At 68.4% G+C, this 17,424-nt stretch carries 16 protein-coding genes; 3 read left to right on the top strand and 13 right to left on the bottom strand.

The window, feature by feature from the left end; all coding sequences use genetic code 11:
* Positions 1-4: 4 nt before the first annotated feature.
* On the bottom strand, positions 5-880 hold the full coding sequence (locus tag OG817_RS20710) for an AAA family ATPase (RefSeq protein ID WP_396389360.1): 876 nt from the start codon (positions 878-880) through the stop codon (positions 5-7).
* A 39-nt stretch (positions 881-919) separates the two neighbouring features.
* Positions 920-1,495: an NTP transferase domain-containing protein gene (locus OG817_RS20715; RefSeq protein ID WP_406056958.1), complete on the bottom strand. Its 576-nt coding sequence runs from the start codon at positions 1,493-1,495 to the stop codon at positions 920-922.
* A 73-nt stretch (positions 1,496-1,568) separates the two neighbouring features.
* Between OG817_RS20715 and nadA the strand changes: the two genes are divergently transcribed.
* Positions 1,569-2,759 (top strand): quinolinate synthase NadA, encoded by a 1,191-nt coding sequence (nadA, locus tag OG817_RS20720; RefSeq protein ID WP_406056960.1) that lies wholly within the window; start codon positions 1,569-1,571, stop codon positions 2,757-2,759.
* Here the strand turns inward: nadA and OG817_RS20725 are convergent.
* The 5 genes from OG817_RS20725 to OG817_RS20745 all read right to left on the bottom strand — a co-directional run bounded on the left by OG817_RS20725 (position 2,756) and on the right by OG817_RS20745 (position 6,821).
* A complete protein-coding gene (locus OG817_RS20725) occupies positions 2,756-3,943 on the bottom strand; it encodes a glycosyltransferase family 4 protein (RefSeq protein ID WP_406056962.1) in 1,188 nt (395 codons plus the stop codon). The two genes, nadA and OG817_RS20725, sit on opposite strands and share 4 nt — an antisense overlap.
* On the bottom strand, positions 3,943-4,359 hold the full coding sequence (locus OG817_RS20730; RefSeq protein ID WP_406056964.1) for an adenylyltransferase/cytidyltransferase family protein: 417 nt from the start codon (positions 4,357-4,359) through the stop codon (positions 3,943-3,945). Before OG817_RS20730 ends, OG817_RS20725 begins: the two co-directional genes overlap by 1 nt.
* The gene (locus OG817_RS20735; RefSeq protein WP_406056966.1) at positions 4,359-5,087 is read right to left on the bottom strand and encodes a CDP-alcohol phosphatidyltransferase family protein; all 729 of its coding nucleotides are present in this window, start codon (positions 5,085-5,087) and stop codon (positions 4,359-4,361) included. The genes OG817_RS20730 and OG817_RS20735 overlap by 1 nt, the downstream gene beginning before the upstream one ends.
* A complete protein-coding gene (locus OG817_RS20740) occupies positions 5,084-5,509 on the bottom strand; it encodes an adenylyltransferase/cytidyltransferase family protein (RefSeq protein ID WP_406056968.1) in 426 nt (141 codons plus the stop codon). The genes OG817_RS20735 and OG817_RS20740 overlap by 4 nt, the downstream gene beginning before the upstream one ends.
* A 97-nt stretch (positions 5,510-5,606) precedes the next feature.
* On the bottom strand, positions 5,607-6,821 hold the full coding sequence (locus OG817_RS20745; protein ID WP_406056970.1) for a glycosyltransferase family 4 protein: 1,215 nt from the start codon (positions 6,819-6,821) through the stop codon (positions 5,607-5,609).
* A gap of 130 nt (positions 6,822-6,951) precedes the next feature.
* Here OG817_RS20745 and OG817_RS20750 point away from each other — a divergent pair, with 130 nt between their 5' ends.
* Both OG817_RS20750 and OG817_RS20755 read left to right on the top strand, forming a co-directional pair.
* Entirely contained in the window at positions 6,952-8,577 is a 1,626-nt protein-coding gene (locus OG817_RS20750) for a right-handed parallel beta-helix repeat-containing protein (RefSeq protein WP_406056972.1), read from the top strand.
* A gap of 590 nt (positions 8,578-9,167) precedes the next feature.
* Positions 9,168-10,904: a right-handed parallel beta-helix repeat-containing protein gene (locus OG817_RS20755; RefSeq protein WP_406056974.1), complete on the top strand. Its 1,737-nt coding sequence runs from the start codon at positions 9,168-9,170 to the stop codon at positions 10,902-10,904.
* Here the strand turns inward: OG817_RS20755 and OG817_RS20760 are convergent.
* The 6 genes from OG817_RS20760 to OG817_RS20785 all read right to left on the bottom strand — a co-directional run bounded on the left by OG817_RS20760 (position 10,893) and on the right by OG817_RS20785 (position 17,395).
* Positions 10,893-12,290, bottom strand: coding sequence for a mannitol dehydrogenase family protein (locus OG817_RS20760; RefSeq protein WP_406056976.1), 1,398 nt, complete (start codon positions 12,288-12,290; stop codon positions 10,893-10,895). The two genes, OG817_RS20755 and OG817_RS20760, sit on opposite strands and share 12 nt — an antisense overlap.
* Before the next feature lie 16 nt (positions 12,291-12,306).
* Positions 12,307-13,143 carry an ABC transporter permease gene (locus tag OG817_RS20765; RefSeq protein WP_406056978.1) on the bottom strand — a complete coding sequence of 279 codons (837 nt, stop codon included), beginning with the start codon at positions 13,141-13,143 and terminating at the stop codon, positions 12,307-12,309.
* Complete coding sequence (locus OG817_RS20770) at positions 13,140-14,024, bottom strand: ABC transporter permease (RefSeq protein WP_396389350.1); 885 nt, start codon at positions 14,022-14,024, stop codon at positions 13,140-13,142. The genes OG817_RS20765 and OG817_RS20770 overlap by 4 nt, the downstream gene beginning before the upstream one ends.
* Positions 14,021-15,109 carry an ABC transporter ATP-binding protein gene (locus tag OG817_RS20775; protein ID WP_406056980.1) on the bottom strand — a complete coding sequence of 363 codons (1,089 nt, stop codon included), beginning with the start codon at positions 15,107-15,109 and terminating at the stop codon, positions 14,021-14,023. The genes OG817_RS20770 and OG817_RS20775 overlap by 4 nt, the downstream gene beginning before the upstream one ends.
* The gene (locus tag OG817_RS20780) at positions 15,106-16,335 is read right to left on the bottom strand and encodes an ABC transporter substrate-binding protein (RefSeq protein ID WP_396389348.1); all 1,230 of its coding nucleotides are present in this window, start codon (positions 16,333-16,335) and stop codon (positions 15,106-15,108) included. The genes OG817_RS20775 and OG817_RS20780 overlap by 4 nt, the downstream gene beginning before the upstream one ends.
* 70 nt (positions 16,336-16,405) lie before the next feature.
* Complete coding sequence (locus OG817_RS20785) at positions 16,406-17,395, bottom strand: LacI family DNA-binding transcriptional regulator (protein WP_131514036.1); 990 nt, start codon at positions 17,393-17,395, stop codon at positions 16,406-16,408.
* Positions 17,396-17,424 lie beyond the last annotated feature (29 nt).

The following is a 17,424-nucleotide window of genomic DNA, read 5'->3' on the forward strand; positions in this document are numbered from 1 at the left end:
GTCCTCAGCTCCCCAGTAACCGGTCCAGTGATTCGCGCACCCGGTCGGTGTCCTCGCGGTACTTGAGCACGGCTCCCAACGTCGCCGCCGCGGTCTCCACGTCGAGGATCTCGGTGCCGAGGGCATCGAGTGCGCGAGCCCAGTCGAGCGTCTCGGCCACCCCGGGCGGCTTGAGCAGATCCAGCTCACGCATCCGCTGCACCGAGCGCGCCACCTGCTCGGCCAGCCGGTGCGAGACCTCCGGCAGCCGGGTGCGGACGATCTCGACCTCGCGGGCCAGACCCGGGTGGTCGATCCAGTGGTACAGGCAGCGGCGCTTCAGTGCGTCGTGGACCTCGCGGGTGCGGTTCGAGGTGAGTACGACGATCGGCGGGGTCTCGGCGGTGATCGTGCCGAGTTCGGGGATGGTGACCTCGTACGTCGACAAGACCTCGAGCAGGAACGCCTCGAACTCGTCGTCCGCACGGTCGATCTCGTCGACCAGCAGCACCGCCGGGCTCTCGCGGAGCGCGCGCAGCACCGGGCGGGCGAGCAGGAAGCGCTCGTCGAACAGCGACTTCTCGACCTCTTCGACGGCCGGGTCCGAGCTGGTCGCCTCGACCGTACGCAGGTGCAGGATCTGGCGGGGGAAGTCCCAGTCGTAGAGCGCCTGGGTCGCATCGATGCCTTCGTAGCACTGCAGCCGGATCAGCTGCAGGTCGAGGGCTTCGGCGATCGCCGCGGCCAGGGAGGTCTTGCCGGTGCCGGGCTCGCCTTCGAGCAGCAACGGCCGGTGCAGGGCGAGCGCCAGATACCCGACCGTGGCCAACCCGTCGCCGGCCAGATATCCGGTTCCGCGCAGCCGCTCGGCGAGCTCTCCCGCGGAACCGAACAAGTTCATCTTTTCAGCATCCCGCAGCGGCGACGCCGTTGCCAAGGCTCAGCCGGGGTGATGTCCGTCCGGCAATTGGTGCACCGTGTCAACGTCGGCACCCTCTGCGACATCCGCACATTCAGCCTTTTCTGCTTGATGTTTCCGCAGGTACTCCCGGGCCCCGCTGTCCCCCTGCGCAGTTGCGATGATCCCGTCCCAGTGGTCCCGGCCCAGGAACACCGGGTGCCCCGGCCGGCCGTCGTACACCGCTCGGACCAACGCCGAGCGGTTCCCCGTGACCCGGCGTACCGCGGCTGCCGTGAGGCCTGGGACGTCGACCGGTACGACGACCACTCCGTCGACATCCTGCGGTGACGCCTTCAACCCCGCTCGGAGCGAGGCGCTCATCCCTTCGTCCCAGTTCGTTGCCTCGACCACCTGGACGGGCTCGTCAGCCAGGACCGCTCGGACCTGGTCGGCGGCGGCGCCTATGACGACCAGGACCGGAGCACAGCCGGAGTCGGCCAGGAGGCGGGCAGTCCGGACCACCCACGCCAGGCCGTCAGGGTCGCGGACCAGCGCCTTGGGTGTGCCCATCCTGCGGCCGGCACCGGCGGCGAGGACGAGGCCTGCGATCTTCACAACCGGAGAGTACCGATTTCACAGTCTGGGCAGTGATGTGCACCACGCGGCGAGGGGCACGCGGCATGGCACGATGTTTGACGTGACGACGATCGCGGACGGCCCGAAGTCCCTCCCGCTGCTGTTCCTGGGCCAGAGCACCGACCCCCACTCCGAGCGCGGGGTCGAGTGCCCCGGAGCCCTTCCTCCCGCCTCCGACCCGGACCTGGTCGAGCGCGCGCTGAAGGCCAAGGCGACCCTCGGCGACCAGGTGTTCGTGCTCGGGCACCACTACCAGCGCGACGAGGTGATCCAGTTCGCGGACGTCACCGGTGACTCGTTCAAGCTCGCCCGCGACGCCGCGGCCCGGCCGGACGCGCCGTACATCGTGTTCTGCGGTGTGCACTTCATGGCCGAGTCCGCCGACATCCTCACCAACGACCGGCAGACCGTGATCCTGCCCGACCTCGCGGCCGGCTGCTCGATGGCGGACATGGCCCGGATCCAGCAGGTCGAGGCGGCCTGGGACGCGCTCGCGGACGCTGGTGTCGCGGACGTGACCGTGCCGGTCACCTACATGAACTCCAGCGCCGACATCAAGGCGTTCTGCGGCCGCAACGGTGGAGCGGTCTGTACGTCGAGCAACGCTGACACCGCGCTCGAGTGGGCGTTCGAGCAGGGTGAGAAGGTGCTGTTCCTGCCCGACCAGCACCTCGGGCGCAACACCGCCGTACTGAAGATGGGCATCTCGCTGGACGAGTGCGTGGTGTACGACCCGCACAAGCCGGGTGGCGGGCTGACCCGTGAGCAACTGGCCGCGGCGAAGATGATCCTGTGGCGCGGGCACTGCTCGGTGCACGGCCGGTTCACCGCCGCATCGGTCGACGACGTACGGGCGCGCGTCCCCGGCGTGAACGTGATCGTGCACCCGGAGTGTCAACACGACGTCGTGTTGAAGGCCGACCTGGTCGGCTCGACGGAGTACATCATCCAGACCCTGGAGACGGCCGAGCCCGGTACGTCGTGGGCGGTCGGTACCGAACTCAACCTGGTGCAGCGGTTGGCCAAGCAGCACACCGACAAGAACATCGTGTTCCTGGACAAGACGGTCTGCTACTGCGCGACGATGAACCGGATCGACATGCCGCACTTCGTCTGGGCGCTGGAGAACCTGGTCGCCGGCCACGTGGTCAACCCGATCACGGTCGATGCCGACACCGAGAAGTACGCCAAGCTGGCCCTCGACCGCATGCTCGCTCTCCCGGGTAAGACCGCCCAGGACTAGGACGAAACGCGGGCCGGGGCGTACCACTCGGCGAGAAGGTCCGGGAGGCGGTCCGGACCCCAGCGGTCGACCGGAGTGATCCGGCCCTGGAGGGACGCAAGGCCCTTGGCGAGCTCGCCGACCACGTCCCCGCGCCAGGAGACGACGGCGCCGTCTTCCGGGCCGACGATCACCGCGGGGCCGCCGCGGTCGACGCACACCACGGGGCACCCGGACGCCAACGCCTCGGTGACGGCCCAGCCGGCGGCCTCGCGGAGGGCCGGGGCGAGCAAGGCGTCGGCGCGGAACATTGCTGCCAGTACGTCCTCGCGCGGAAGCTGACCCATGAACTCGACGCGGTCGCGGACGCCCAGCTCCTCCGCCAGGTGCTCGGCGCGTCCCCAGTCCGGACCGTCGCCGATGATCCGCAGCTCCCAGTTCGCCGCCTCGGGACGCGCCAGCGCGCTGATCCCGAGCAACACGCCCTTCCACGGGATCAGCCGGCCGACGAACAGCGCGGTCTTCACCCCGGGCGCACCGAACGGTTCGTACGGGCCGGACGCGGTGAACCGCCGGATCGCGACGTTCGGCTGCACCACGATCTCGCGCGCGTACGGGCGGAAGGCCTCGGCCACATCCTTGTTCTGGGCAACCATCAGGTCGGCCTTCTGGGCCAGCTTCCGGCCGGTGAGGCGACGCCGGATGCCGGTGTAGGTACGCCGTACCAGCTCGGCCACCACTCCACGCGGCCCGAGCCAGTGCGCCATCGACAGCGGCGCGGTCGTCGAACCACCGACCGGTCCCCAGATCACCCTCGCGGACGACTCCTCGACGACGCCCGCCTGCATCCAGTCGACCGCGAACGTCAGGTGGTGGATCACGTCGAACGAGTGCTCCGCATGCAACTGTCGCGCCGTACGCCGGGCCAGGCCCTGCCACAGCGGGTAGTACCAGTACACGTCGGCCGGGCGGCGACGCAACCGCAGGACCCACTTCGGCAGCTCCAGCGGTACGACGGTCAGCGCCGGAACCGGCCGGATCGCGAGCTCCTCGGCGATCTCGTGGGCGAACTTGCCCCGGGTGAGCAGCCAGACGTCGTGGTCCCGCGCCGCGGCCTTCGCCCAGGCCCAGCCGGCACCTGGCTCCGACCCGCCCTTGGGCCGGCACGCGTACGCGCTGAGCAGGACCTTCGGCCGGGTCGGCATCAGCCCATCCCCTCCAGCAACCTGCGCAGATCCGTGCTCGAGGTGGACGCGGTGTACGGGAAATAGTGCACCGACGCACCGACCTCACCGAGCAACCGCTCCAGCCGGGTCCCCTTCTCGGTGCCCTTCCAGTCGTCGCCCTTGAACAGGACGTCGTACCGGAGTTGCCTCCACATCTCGAACTTGTCGCTGGACCAGTCGCTGACCACCTCGTCGACCAGGCCGATCGCCCGGACGACCTCCATCCGCTCGTCGTGCGGCACTACCGGCGGCCGACCCTTGATCCGCGCGACCACGTCGTCCTCGACCACACCGGCGATCAGGTGATCGCAGTGTTCTCGGGCCCGGCGGAGGATGTTCAGGTGGCCGATGTGGAACATGTCGTACACACCGGGCGCGTAGCCGACGATCCCCATCAGCCCACCCCCGGCTGCAGGGTGGCCATCTCCCGGTACCACTTGGCGATCGCAGCCGCCAGGAACACCAGGTTGGCCGCGAGCAGGGCGCCGTACAGCACGATGAACAGCGACGGGGTGCCGAAGGCCAGGAACACCAGGCAGAGGACGCCGTAGTCGGTCGGTGCGATGAGCAACGACTTGACCACCGAGTCGCCGCGCTGGTTGGGCTGGTGCGTCGCACCGTGGCGCCGGCGCAGCTGGTCGATCAGGATCAGACCGAAGAACAGCACCGACGACATGCAGACGTAGCCGAGCGGGATCAGCAGCAGCAACTCGTTGCTGAAGGCATCGAAGCGGAAGAACGAGATGAGTACCGCGCTGTGCAGCAGGACGATCTTGACCGCGTCGATCATGTGATCGAGCCACTCACCCAGGGGCGATCCGCCACCGCGCAGCCGGGCCAGCTGGCCGTCCGCGGAGTCGAGGCCGTAGCCGAGCACCAGCAGCGCGGTCACGATCAGCGCGAGCCCGAGCGACGGCCGGACCGTCGCGACCAGCACGATGCCGATCAACGAGCAGAAGCCGGACGCGAGGCTCACCTGGTTCGGCGTACGCCGGCCGAGGAACGCCGCGGCCGCGAAGACACGGCCGATCCGCCGGTTGACGAAGCGCGAGTACGCCGGTGTCCCGGCTGACGGCTTCTGGGCCCGGGAGAGCTGACCGACGACCTCACCCAGGGCGGTCATGCGACGGAACTGCGCGACTGCCGCTGACCGATGGCGGCGCGCAGGATCGGGCTGCGGGATCCGCGACCGGCCGGCAGGACGCTGACCAGCTCGCCCGGTATCCCGGCGAGTTCGTCCACGCCGAGCACGCCGTCGGTACCACTCGCAGCGAACACGGTCTGTACCCCTACTACGCCGGTCAGCCAGTCGGACCGTACGCCGTCCACCACAACCACCTCGTCGACGCAGCGCAGGTGCTCGATGATCTGGATGCGCTCCGGCAACGGCACGAACGGCCGCGCACCCCACCCGTCCATCGCCCACTCGTCGGTCAGTACACCCACGACCAGCCGGTCACAGGCCTGCCCGGCCCGTCCGAGCACGTCGAGATGCCCGACGTGGAACAGGTCGAAGACTCCGGCCAGAAATCCGATCCGCGACAAACTCTGATCCCCCAGTGGCTCCCGGCAGGAGCCGTCTCTCGATGAGCCTCGACGGCCCGGTACGACGCGTCCCCCCGCGTCAGCGGCACTATACCGGTCAGTCACGGTGAGCCCGGCGTCCCCGACGCGTCTGCCCGCCCTCGGCGTGCCGCGCGATCGCATCGGTGTAGATCCTCTCCGTGGCCTCGAGGTCGCGCTCCGGGGTGAAGCGGTTGAGATAGACCTGTCGGGCTCGTTCGCCGAAGGCTATCGAAGTCCGGGGATCGGTCACCAACCCCAGGGCCTTGCGCAGCCCTTCCGGGTCGCCGGGCTCGGTCAGGGCGCCGGTCTCGCCGTCGTCCACCAACTCCGCCAGCGCTCCCAGCCGGGATGCGACCACCGGCACCCCGTGCGCGAACGCCTCCACCACCACGAGACCGAAGCTCTCATACGAACGCGCCGGTACGACGGCGGCGCGCGCGGACCGCAGTACTTCCATGCTGTCGGCCCACGGAAGTTGACCAAGTACCTGAATCGACGAGTCGTTCCGAGCGCGCTGCTCCGCCTCGGCGCGGAGCGTGCCGTCGCCGACGACGATCAGCTTCCCGAGCGAGGAATCCCACGCCTGCAGGAGATCCGCGAAACCCTTGTCGTCCTCCAGGCGGCCGAGGAAGACGACCGCATCGCCGGCACCGCTGCGAACCTGCCCGGAGTGCGGGACGGCATGCGGCTTCACCACGAACAGGTCGGGATCGAAGCCACCGGCGACGTACCGGTCGCGGACGAACTCCGACGGCGCGACGAGAGTGGTCACGTACCGCTGCCAGGTGTGCAGGGTGTTGTGGACGCCGATGCTCGTGGCCAGGGGCAACGTCTGCACCCGCGACTCGCGATAGCAGCTGTGCACCACACCGGCCCACGGAAGCTTGCCGACACAGGACTCGCACGGCTTGCCGTCACGCTGCAGGACTGCGTTGGCGCACATCAGCCGGAAGTTGTGCAGCGTCGCCACCACCGGAAGGCCCAGCCGGTACGCCGCTCGCAGCACCGAGGGACTGAACAGCGGGAACGTGTTGTGCACGTGCACGACATCGGGCCGATTTTCCTGCAATAGAAGTGTTAAATCGCGTTCGGCCGAAAATGACCAGACGGAGCGGAACGGTAACAGAGTGCGATCTTTTCGGCTCATCGCGGCGATATCGTCGCTGTTCCGGGCGTACAGGTCGACCTCATGTCCTGAGTTACGCAACAAATCAACCGTTTGCGCGACCACGGTGTTCTCGCCACTGGGTTGACCGGTCCGGTAACGGTTGTGCAACATGGCGACCCGCATGGCACTACCTTAAGTCTCGCGGTGGCTACACCTGGTTTCAGGGACCGCAACCCCGGAGGGTGCATTGAGGAAGTTGTGGTTCGCAGCGCTTATCGCTGCTGCGCTGTCAGTCGTTACGATCGCGCTCCCGGTGATCGCCAACGAGAACAAGGCGACAACCACCGCCAAGTCTCGTCAGGCGCGCGACACAGCCGCTTCCGGTGTGCTCCCCTCACACCGCGCACCCAAGCCGACGGCCACGCACCCGGCGACCTCGTCGCCGAAGGCCACCATTAAGCCGCCGTCGAAGAAGCCCACCACGCAGCCCAGCAAGCCGCCGTCCACCGAGCCGACCTCCCCCACCGGCCCGACGGTCCCCACGGCGGACGAGGGCGACGCCGGCCCGGCCTTCGCCGGTCCCTGCAGCGGCGTGGTGATCAAGCCTGGTGACGACGCCCAGTCGATCGTCAACGCCAAGCCCGCCGGGACGACGTTCTGCTTCGCGGCCGGTCTGCACCGGATCTCCGACACGATCCAGCCGAAGGCGAACATGACGCTGGCCAGCGCGGCTCGCGCCGTACTGACCGGATCCGTCCCGCTGACCGGCTGGACCAAGTCCGGCTCGGCGTGGGTGGTGCGTGGCGCACTGCCGGCGGCGTACGGAGCGAGTGGGCAGTGTGAGGACAACGTCTCGAACATCTGCCACCTGCGTGAGCAGTTGTTCCTCGACGGCGCGCATCTGACCCGGGTCGGCAACACCTCCAAGGTCGCGCCGGGCACGTTCTACGCCGACTACGGCGCGAACGCGATCTACCTCGGCGACGACCCCGCCGGCCACTCGGTGGAGATGTCGAAGACATCGACCGCGATCGAGTCCGGGTCGACCGGCGTCGAGGTCCGTGGGCTCACCATCGAGCACTTCGCCAGCGCGCCGCAGGCCGGCGCCCTGGTCTCCGGGCCGGCCTGGAAGGTGACGGCGAACGACGTGCGCTGGAACCACGCTGTCGGCGTGATGCTGGTCAAGGCGAACAACACCAAGGTCGAGAAGAACCTGATCCGCGACAACGGCCAACTCGGCCTCGGGCAGTACAGCTCGGCCGACGCGACGGTGACGCGGAACGTGATCAGCTCGAACAACACCGACGGCTTCTGGATCGCCGACTGGGAGTCCGGCGGGATCAAGTCGACCCGCTCCTCCGGCACCGTCAGCGGCAACCTGATCAAGGCCAACCGAGGCGTGGGCATGTGGGCCGACGTCGCCGACGACGGCCGGGTGATCAGCTCCAACCAGATCATCGGCAACTCCGCCGACGGGATCCGCTACGAGATCAGCCGGAACGGGACGATCGAGAACAACACGATCACCAACAACGGCTTCGGCACCGGGCGCGGTTCGGGTACGTCGCTGTGGGACGGCGGCGGGATCAACATCAACACGTCGTCCGGTGTCACCGTCCGCGGCAACGTGGTCAAGGGCAACGTCAACGGCATCGCGATCCAGTCGCGGACCCGCGGCACCGGCCCGTGGGGCACGTACCTGCTGCGCGACATCAGCGTCACCGGCAACACGATCGAGATGACCGGCGGTACCCAGAGCACCGGCATCGTGAAGAACTCGGGCGCCGAGGTGCCGGACGGCGAGGTCGTGTTCAGCGGCAACAAGTACGTCCTCGACGTCCTGGGCGCCAAGCGCTTCTCGATGTTCGGCGCCAAACTCACCGCCGACGGCTGGCAGAAAGCCGGCCTGGACCTAGTAGGCAGCTTCCTCGCCAACTGACCACCGGTGCCACGCCTGCGCGCAGCGCTCAGGCGCGAGGACGTGCGGGTCGAGGAGAACGAACGCGATCGGTGACCTCTGGCGGAACGCTCCCGAGGTCCGGGTCCGGGTCCGGGTCGGGGTCCGGGTTCGGCTGAGGTGGCGGCGTGCAGCTGGACAGGAAGTGTCGGGCCGACCGGTAGTGCAGCTGAGCGTCGGTGCGTTCTGTGTACGGTGTCTCGCGAGTGCACTACCTGTCGGTCTGTACACCACTGGTCGATGAGCCACGCCGTCATCCTTGCCATGACGTTGCCGCCGGCCTGGACACCATCCGGGGAACTGTGGACAGGATCCGGGGACCTCGGACATGGCACGACTTGTCCACGGTCCCCACTACTTGTCCACGGTCCCCATTTCCTGTCCACGGGCCCCACTTCTACCTACGGTCCCCCGGCGCGATCGATTGCCTGTTGCAACGGAGTTGGGGCTGGGTGCAACAGAAATTGCGCGGAAAGTATTGCCTTGGCTACCTGAGGTGGTAGTAGTCTGCAGACGAAGCCGCGCCATGGGGGGTGCGCTCAGGATCCACCTGTGCCCCCGGAGGCTCCGCAATGAAGACAGCTACGGCAGTTGTGGCGATCGTTGCAGTCGGCACCTTCGCCGCCACGACAGCCTTGCCCGCGCACGGTGTGCCCACCGACGACGTCTTAGTGCAGGGCGAGTTCAGCCTGTTGCCCGCGGCATCCCCGAACGGTCTGCTGCCCGCGGCATCCCCGGACGGTCTGCTGCCCGCGGCATCCCCGGACGGTCTGTTGCCTGCGGCATCCTCGGACGGTCTGTTGCCTGCGGCACCGTCTGACGATCCGCTGCACGCGATCATGCCCGGAGTGCAACCGACGCCTCCCCCAGCGGATCTGCCCACGACGCCGCCCTCCGCGGACGCGGCGTTCCCATCGGGACCATCGCAAGCACCCCAATGCGCCGGGGTCACGATCAAGCCCGGGCAGGACGCCGCGAAGATCGTCGACGACGCACCGAACGGTACGACGTTCTGTTTCACGGCCGGCCTGCACCGGATCACACAGACCATCCGCCCGAAGGCCGACCAGGTGCTGGCCAGCGATCAGGGCGCCGTACTGACCGGGTCGGTGCCGCTGACCAGGTGGACCGCGTCGAACGGCGACTGGGTGACCACGGGAGTCCTGCCACCGGCGTACTCGCAGACCGGGCAGTGCGAGGACAACGTCGCTAACATCTGCTACCTGCGTGAGCAGGTCTTCCTGAACAGCAAACACCTGACCCGGGTGGCCTCACGGGACAAGGTTGCCCCCGGCACCTTCTACGCCGACTACACGGCGAACGCCGTCTACCTGGGTGACGACCCGCGCGGGCGGTCGGTCGAGATGTCGAAGACCGAGACCGCGATCCAGTCGACCGCGGGCGGCGTGACCGTGCGCGGGCTGACGATCGAGCACTTCGCGACACCCGCACAAGGTGGCGCGGTCGTGCTCGGGCTGGGCTGGAAGGTCCTCGCCAACGACATCCGCTGGAATCACGCGGTCGGGGCAATGCTCGTGAACGCCGACGGCGCCGTCCTGGAGAAGAACTTCATCCACTCCAACGGCCAACTCGGCATCGGGCAGTACAGCACCCTCAAGGGCACCATCTCGGCCAACGAGGTGAGCTCCAACAACACGGATGGCTTCTGGATCGCGGACTGGGAGTCGGGCGGGATCAAGACCACCTGGTCCAGCGGCGGCTGGGTCACCGGCAACCTCATCAAGCTGAACCGGGGCGTCGGGCTGTGGAGCGACGCGTACGACGACGGCAGGACCTTCAGCGCCAATCAGATTGTCGACAATGCGGCGGATGGGATCCGGTACGAGATCGGCCGCAACGGCGTGATCGAGAACAACGAGATCAGCCGCAACGGCCTCGGCACCGGCCGTGGCTCGGGTACGTCGCTGTGGGACGGCGGCGGGATCAACGTCAACACGTCGTCGAACGTCCAGGTCCGCGACAACGTGGTCGCCGACAATGTGAACGGCATCTCGATCCAGTCCCGCACCCGCGGCTCCGGCCCGTGGGGGCTGAACGTACTCCGCGGCATCGTTGTCTCCGGCAACCAGGTGACGATGCGCGGCGGGACGACCGCTACCGGCATGGTGCAGAACGCCGGCGCGGCCATCCCGCTCGGCGAGGTGACGCTGGACAAGAACACCTACATCCTGGACAGCCTGACCACCGACCGGTTCCAGAAGACCGGCCAGTGGTACAGCGCCCAGGAATGGCGCATGACCGGTCAGGACACGACAAGCACCTTCACAACCCGGAGATCAGCGAACTGACGTGTCCGAGCCGGCAGTCAGGGAGCTGACGTGGTCGATCAGGAGTTCGCGGAAGGCTGTCGAATCGCGTAGGTCGGGGGTGAAGACCGAGTCGACCCCGAGCAACGCGTCGACCACTGCGGCCGGACCTGGGGCTCCTGCAAGGGCAGCCTTCAGCCGGTCAGCCTGCGGATCGTCGACAATCGGCGTCTTCAACACGTAGACCATCCACGCCGCGACGGCCAGCGAGATCACCCGAGGCTCGGCCCCCGCAGCCAGGCGGTCGCGTACCGTCCCCAGCATCCGGACCGGTAGCTTCACCGACCCGTCCATCGCGACCTGCGTGGTCCGATGCTTCAACGCCGGATTGGCGAACCGCTCGAGGACGGACGCGCCGTACTCGGTCAGGTCGAGGCCGTCGGGTGCCGTCAGCGTCGGTACGACGTCCTCCGTCATGAGCTGTCGTGCCAGTGCGGACAACTCCTCGTCTCGCACCGCCTCAGCGATGGTCTCGTAACCGCGCAGAGCACCGAGGTAGGCAAGCATCGAGTGGGTGGCGTTCAGCATCCGCAGCTTGGCCTGCTCCCATGGCGCAACGTCGCCAGTAAGGACAGCACCACCGCGCTCCCACGCCGGCCGGTCCCCCGCGAAGTCGTCCTCGATCACCCACTGCAGGAACGGCTCCGCGACCACGACTGCCTCGTCCCGTACGCCGAGCAGCCGGGCCGCCTCGTCACGGTCCGCGTCGGTGGTCGCCGGCACGATCCGGTCGACCATGCTGGCCGGGAACCGGGTCGTCTCGAACACCTCGGGAACCTTGCCCAGGGCCTCGAAGTAGTCCGTCACCAGCTTCCGCAGGAACGGCCCGTTGGCCACCAGGTTGTCGCAGGACACGATCGTCAACGGCTCGTCCCGGCGCGCCAGCCCGGCCGCGAGCTGCCCGACCACCGTGCGCGGTGGGCGGCCGGTCAGGTCCGCCTGGATCTCGGGATCGTCCAGGTCGAGGCCGTGACCGGCCGCGCGGTACCCCTTCTCGGTCACCGTCAGCGTGACCACGGACACCGCGGGATCCGCGATCCGTGCCACCACAGCGTCCGGATCCTCCGGGGCGGTCAGGACCTCACGGATGCTGCCGATCACCTGTACCGACGGATCGCCGAGTCCGCGCTCCAGAACGGAGTACAGACCGTCCTGCGGCGCGAGCTGGTCGCGGACCCTGCCCGAGCGCTGGCTCACCCCGGTGATCCCCCACCGCGTCTCGCCGCCGGCGACGGCGGCGCGCTCGGTGACCACGGCCTGGTGGGCGCGATGGAACGCCCCCAGCCCGAGATGGACGATGCCGACCGACAACGCCCGCGGATCGACCGCGGGGGCGACGGGGAGATGGGTGAGACTCAGCCTGCTCAAGCGTGCACCTCAGCTTTCATTCGGGTTCTTCCTTCACACGGGCGACCAACTGCGTGGGGTTGACGAAACGCAGCGCGACCACGAGCAGTACCAGCATCATCGCCGTGTACATGACCGCCATCGCATCGACCGACTGCTGGGCACGGATCCCGGCCGCCGACATCGAGTAGTACAGCGCGACCACCAGTGTCTGCGAGTCCGGACCGGCGGTGAGGAAGGTCAGTTCGAACATCCCCACGGTACGGACCAGCACCAAGATCGCCGAGGCCAGCAGGCCCGGCACGAGCAGCGGCGCCAGGATCCGCAGGAACACCGCGCGGGTGTTCGCCCCGAGCATCCGGGCCGCGCTCTCGATCTTCGGATCCACCTGCTCGATGAACGGCGTCATGGTCAGGATCACGAACGGCACCGACGGCACCAGGTTCGCCAACACCACTCCGGACAGGTGACCCGCGAAACCGAACTTGTACAGCACGGTCGCGAGCGGGATGCCGTAGGTGATCGGTGGCATCAGGATCGGCAGCAGGAAGGTCAGGTACACCAGCCGCCTGCCCGGGAAGTTCTGCCGGGCCAGCACGTACGCCGCCGGCGCGCCGACCAGGACCGACAGTACGACGACCAGTCCCGAGGCGATCAGGGTCACCGAGATGACCTGCAACAACCCGAACTCGTGCCATGCGTCGCCGTACCACTGGGTGGTGAAGCCGTCCGGGACCCAGGTGTCGAACCAGCGGCGGCCGAACGAGCTGACCAGCACAGACCCGACCACACCGGCCAGGTTGACGAAGAAGAACACCACCACGGCCCAGATGAGCCAGGCGGTCGGCGTCGCCTTGAGGGCTCGCGTGCTCATCCCTTGCCTCCTGTCGATCCGGTGTAGAGCCGCGACCGCCACAGCAGCACGATCGCCACCACGACCAGCTCGACCACGCCCATGATCATCGCGATCGCCGAGGCGTAGGCGTAGTCGTACTGCTCGTACGCCGCCTGGTACGCGGCCAGCGAGATCACCCGGGTCGATCCGGCCGGGTTGCCGACCAGGACCGCCGACGGGAAGACCGAGAACGCGAGCACGAACGTGAGCAGGAACGTCGTCGCCAGCCCGGGAGCCAGCAGCGGCAGCGTGATCCGGCGGAACCGCTGCGCCCGGGACGCGCCGAGCGTCGCGGCGGCCCGTTCGAGGGTGGGATCGATACCGCTCAGGTACGACAGCACCAGCAGGAACGCGAACGGGAACCCGGTGATGACGAGCGAGAAGAACACGCCCCAGTAGTTGTTGGTCAGCCGGATCGGGTCGTCGATCAGATGGACGGCCATCAGGATCCGGTTGAACCAGCCGGTCGGGCCGAGATAGTTCAGCAGGCCCTGCGCCGTCAGCACTGTGCCGAGCGTGATCGGTACGACGAGCACCGTCGTGAGCAGCCGTTTGCCGCGGAACCGGCCGCGCATCCGGAACGCGATCGGCACCGCGGCGAGCACGTTCAGCAGTGCCGCGGGCAGCGCGATCTTCAGCGTCGTGACGATCGTGTCGCGCTGATAGGCGTCACTGAAGAACTTCTGGTAGTTGGCCAGGGCCCCGCCGCCCTTCAGCGGCTGGAACGACAGACTCAGCCCGTACAGGAACGGGTAGATGAAGAGCAGCAGCACGAAGACAGTGGCCGGCAGCAACAACCAGAGGCGCCGGTCGACGCCGCGCTCGGCCAGCCGGTGCTGCCAGCTCGCGGTCTCGCTCATACCGCGAGCCCCGCTGTCACCAGCTCGGCCGCGGGACGGTCGGAGGCGTACACCAGCAGGCGGCTCGGGTCGATGGCCACCGACACCGACTCACCGGCCTGGACCTTGCGTTCGGTCCGGGCGTGGAGACGCGTGCCGTCGTCCAGCACGACCTCCACTGCGAGCTCGCGGCCTTGGTACTCGACCACCTCGACGAGACCCTGCAGGCCCTCGTTGCCGAGCTTCACGTCCTCGGGCCGCACCGCCACGACCACGTCCTCGCCGGCGGCGACCGTACCTTGCGCCACGCCGTCGATCGTCGTACCGCCGAGCGGGACCGTCACGACCTCGCCGGCCACGCTCTGCGCCGCGAGCGGCAACAGGTTGCGGTAGCCCATGAAGTCGGCAACGTGCCAGGTGGTCGGCGTCGTGTGGACCTCCTCAGGCGTGCCGATCTGTTGCACCCGGCCCTCCCGCATCACGACCAGGCGGTCGGCCATGCTGAGCGCCTCCTCCTGGTCGTGCGTCACGTACACCGTGGTCAGGCCGAGCGACTGGTGCAGGCGGCGGATCTCGGTCCGCATCTCCAGGCGGAGCTTCGCGTCCAGATTGCTGAGCGGCTCGTCCATCAGCACCAGCGACGGCTCGAGCACAGTCGCCCGGGCAATGGCGACGCGTTGCTGCTGACCACCGGACAGCTGTCCGGGCAGCTTGCCCGCGTGCTCCTCGAGCCGGACCATCTCGATCGCCGCGGTGGTCCGGCGCCCTACCTCGTCCTTCGGCAGCCGGCGCATCCGCAGACCGAACGCGATGTTGTCCCGCACGGTCAGGTGTGGAAAGAGCGCGTAGTTCTGGAAGACCATGCCGAAGCCGCGCTTCTCCGGCGGCAGCGTGTCGATCCGCTGGTCGTCCTGCCAGATGCTGCCGGTAGTCAACGGCAGCAACCCGGCCAGACAGTTCAGGGCGGTCGACTTGCCGCAACCGGACGGGCCGAGCAGGGCGATGAACTCGCCCCGCTCGATCGTCAGGTCCAGCCCGGCCAGCGCGTCGGCCGTCCCGAACCGGCGGCCGACACCCTCCAGCCGGAGCCGGCCGAAACCACTCACGACTTCTTCACCTTGCTGCCGCCGACCTCCCGGTCCCACTTGTCGAACGCCGCGACCAGAGCCTTCGCGTCCAACGGCACCTCGTTCGGATTGTCGGCAATCAACTTGTCGTACTCCGGCCGGCCGAACTGGGTGATCGCGTCCTGGCTCTCCTGCGGTGCCTTCGACAGGTCGACCCCCTTGATCGCCGGACCCGGGTAGAAGTAGCCCTTGTCGTACGCCTTCGCCTGCTGCTCCGGCGTCAGCATGAACTGCAGCAACTGCAGGATCGCGGCCTGCTTGTCGGTCGAGACCCCCTTCGGTACGACGGCGTAGTGCGCGTCGGTGACCCAGTGGAAGCCCTTCAGCGGGGTGATCGCGGCCTCCTTCGGCACGGTGCCGAGGACGCGCGGGTTGATGTCCCAGCCCGTCGTACTGGCGATGATGCTGGCCGAACCGTTGGCCAGCGCCTTCATCGTGTCCGCCGTACCGGACGGGTAGAAGTCGACGTACTGGTTGAGCTCCTTGAGGTAGGCCCAGGTCTTGTCCCAGCCGTTGACCGGGTCCTTCGGGTCCTTGTCACCGAGGATGTACGGCAGGCCCATCAGGAAGGTCCGGCCGGGTCCGGAGTTGGCCGGGCGCGCGTACATGACCTTGCCCTTGTTGGCCTTCGCGAAGGCGAGCAGTTCCTCGGCACTGCGCGGCGGCGACGCCACCTTGGCCGGCAGGTACTCCAGCAGCGGGCCGGACGGGTAGTAGGTGACGGTGACGCCGACGTTGCCGGCCAGCGCCTGCATCTTCGCGGCCGGCTCGAGGTAGTCCTTCATGCCGGGCAGCCGATCGGCGTACTTCGGCAGCAGGTCCATCCACAGGCCCTGCTCCGCGCCGGCCGCGAGGCCGTCGGTACCGGTCAGCACCAGGTCGATGTCGACCCGGCCGGCGTCCTGCTGGGCCTTGATCTTGCCGGACAGCTCGGGCGCCGGACCCTTGGAGTAGGTGACCTTGGAGATCACGTCGGAGTGCTGCTTGACGAAGTCGTCGATCATCGGCTGGGTCAGCTGCAGGTTCCCGGCCACGTCGAGGATGTTCAGCGTCACCGCCTTCGAGGGCTTGTCCGGCGCATCGCCGGAGCTGTCGCCGGACGACTGGTTGGGGCTTGTCGGGGCTCCGCACGCGGCCAGTACGGCGAGCAGGCCGACGACGGCTGTGCGGCGGACGCGACGGCCGGTTCTGCGCTGCAGGGGCATCGGGTCTATCTCCTCTGGATCAAGGGCGGGCCCGGCGTGGTGCCGGGATTGATCGGCTCGGGGCGGCAGATCAGGGGCTTGCCGCAGGCCCCGTGGAGTCACGGACGATGAGCTCGCCGTGCAGGGTGCCGCGGGTGTCGACGGTGCTGTCCGGGTCGTCGAGCAGGGCGAGCAGGAGCTCGACCGCGATCCGGCCGGCCTCCTGCTTGGGCAGCCGGACCGTGGTCAGCGCCGGTCGGGCCATCCGGGACATCGCGATGTCGTCGACGCCGACCACGCTCAGGTCGCCCGGAACCGAGATCCCCCGTGCGTGCAACCGGGCCAGCAGCCCGATCGCGACCAGGTCGTTGTAGGTGATGACAGCGGTGGCGCCGGAGGCGACGACCTGGTCCGCCGCCGCCATGCCACCTTCGTACGTCGGCCCGAAGTGACCGACCCGGCTGAGCTCGACACCGTGGTCGGCGACGGCGTTCTCCAGGCCGATGCCGCGGTGCTGGGTCGACCACGACGTGACCGGTCCACCGACCCAGGCGAGCCGGCGGTGGCCGAGGGCAACGAGGTGGGCGACGGCCTGCCGCATCCCTTCCTCGTTGTCGTAGGTGATGCCGGGGATGCCCTCGGCGGTGCGGTTGACCAGGACGACGTTCGTGTCCTGGGCGATCGCGGACAGGTCGGCGTCACCGGAGCGTGGTGAACACAGGATCAGCCCGTCGACCTGCTTGGACAGCGCACGGACCAGGCCGACCTCCGCGGTCACGTCCTCGTCGGTGTCCGCAACGAACACAGCCGTGTCGGACCGGCGGGCGCGCGCCTGCACGCCCTTGGTGACGCTGGCGAAGAACGGGTTCGCCAGGTCGGGCACGACCAGGCCGATGTTGCCGGTGCGGCCGGTGATCAGACCACGGGCGGCACGGTTGGGCTGGTAGCCGAGCTGCTCGACCGCGGCTGCGACTCGGACCCGGGTCGCGGCGTTGACCATCTCCGGCATCGACAGCGCCCGGGACACGGTGGAAGGCGACACGCCCGCCAGCCGAGCCACGTCACGGATCGTCGCAGGCATGGTCACCTCCTCAGGTCGGCCCCGACGTC

The organism is Kribbella sp. NBC_00889, assembly GCF_045207705.1.
Lineage (GTDB): Bacteria > Actinomycetota > Actinomycetes > Propionibacteriales > Kribbellaceae > Kribbella.

What these genes read in the sequence shown, in the direction of transcription:
- OG817_RS20710 (WP_396389360.1), bottom strand. Translation starts at nt 880, where the DNA reads ATGAACTTGTTCGGTTCCGCGGGAGAGCTCGCCGAGCGGCTGCGCGGA.
- nadA (WP_406056960.1), top strand. Translation starts at nt 1,569, where the DNA reads ATGTTTGACGTGACGACGATCGCGGACGGCCCGAAGTCCCTCCCGCTG.
- OG817_RS20725 (WP_406056962.1), bottom strand. Translation starts at nt 3,943, where the DNA reads ATGCCGACCCGGCCGAAGGTCCTGCTCAGCGCGTACGCGTGCCGGCCC.
- OG817_RS20730 (WP_406056964.1), bottom strand. Translation starts at nt 4,359, where the DNA reads ATGGGGATCGTCGGCTACGCGCCCGGTGTGTACGACATGTTCCACATC.
- OG817_RS20735 (WP_406056966.1), bottom strand. Translation starts at nt 5,087, where the DNA reads ATGACCGCCCTGGGTGAGGTCGTCGGTCAGCTCTCCCGGGCCCAGAAG.
- OG817_RS20745 (WP_406056970.1), bottom strand. Translation starts at nt 6,821, where the DNA reads ATGCGGGTCGCCATGTTGCACAACCGTTACCGGACCGGTCAACCCAGT.
- OG817_RS20755 (WP_406056974.1), top strand. Translation starts at nt 9,168, where the DNA reads ATGAAGACAGCTACGGCAGTTGTGGCGATCGTTGCAGTCGGCACCTTC.
- OG817_RS20765 (WP_406056978.1), bottom strand. Translation starts at nt 13,143, where the DNA reads ATGAGCACGCGAGCCCTCAAGGCGACGCCGACCGCCTGGCTCATCTGG.
- OG817_RS20770 (WP_396389350.1), bottom strand. Translation starts at nt 14,024, where the DNA reads ATGAGCGAGACCGCGAGCTGGCAGCACCGGCTGGCCGAGCGCGGCGTC.
- OG817_RS20780 (WP_396389348.1), bottom strand. Translation starts at nt 16,335, where the DNA reads ATGCCCCTGCAGCGCAGAACCGGCCGTCGCGTCCGCCGCACAGCCGTC.
- OG817_RS20785 (WP_131514036.1), bottom strand. Translation starts at nt 17,395, where the DNA reads ATGCCTGCGACGATCCGTGACGTGGCTCGGCTGGCGGGCGTGTCGCCT.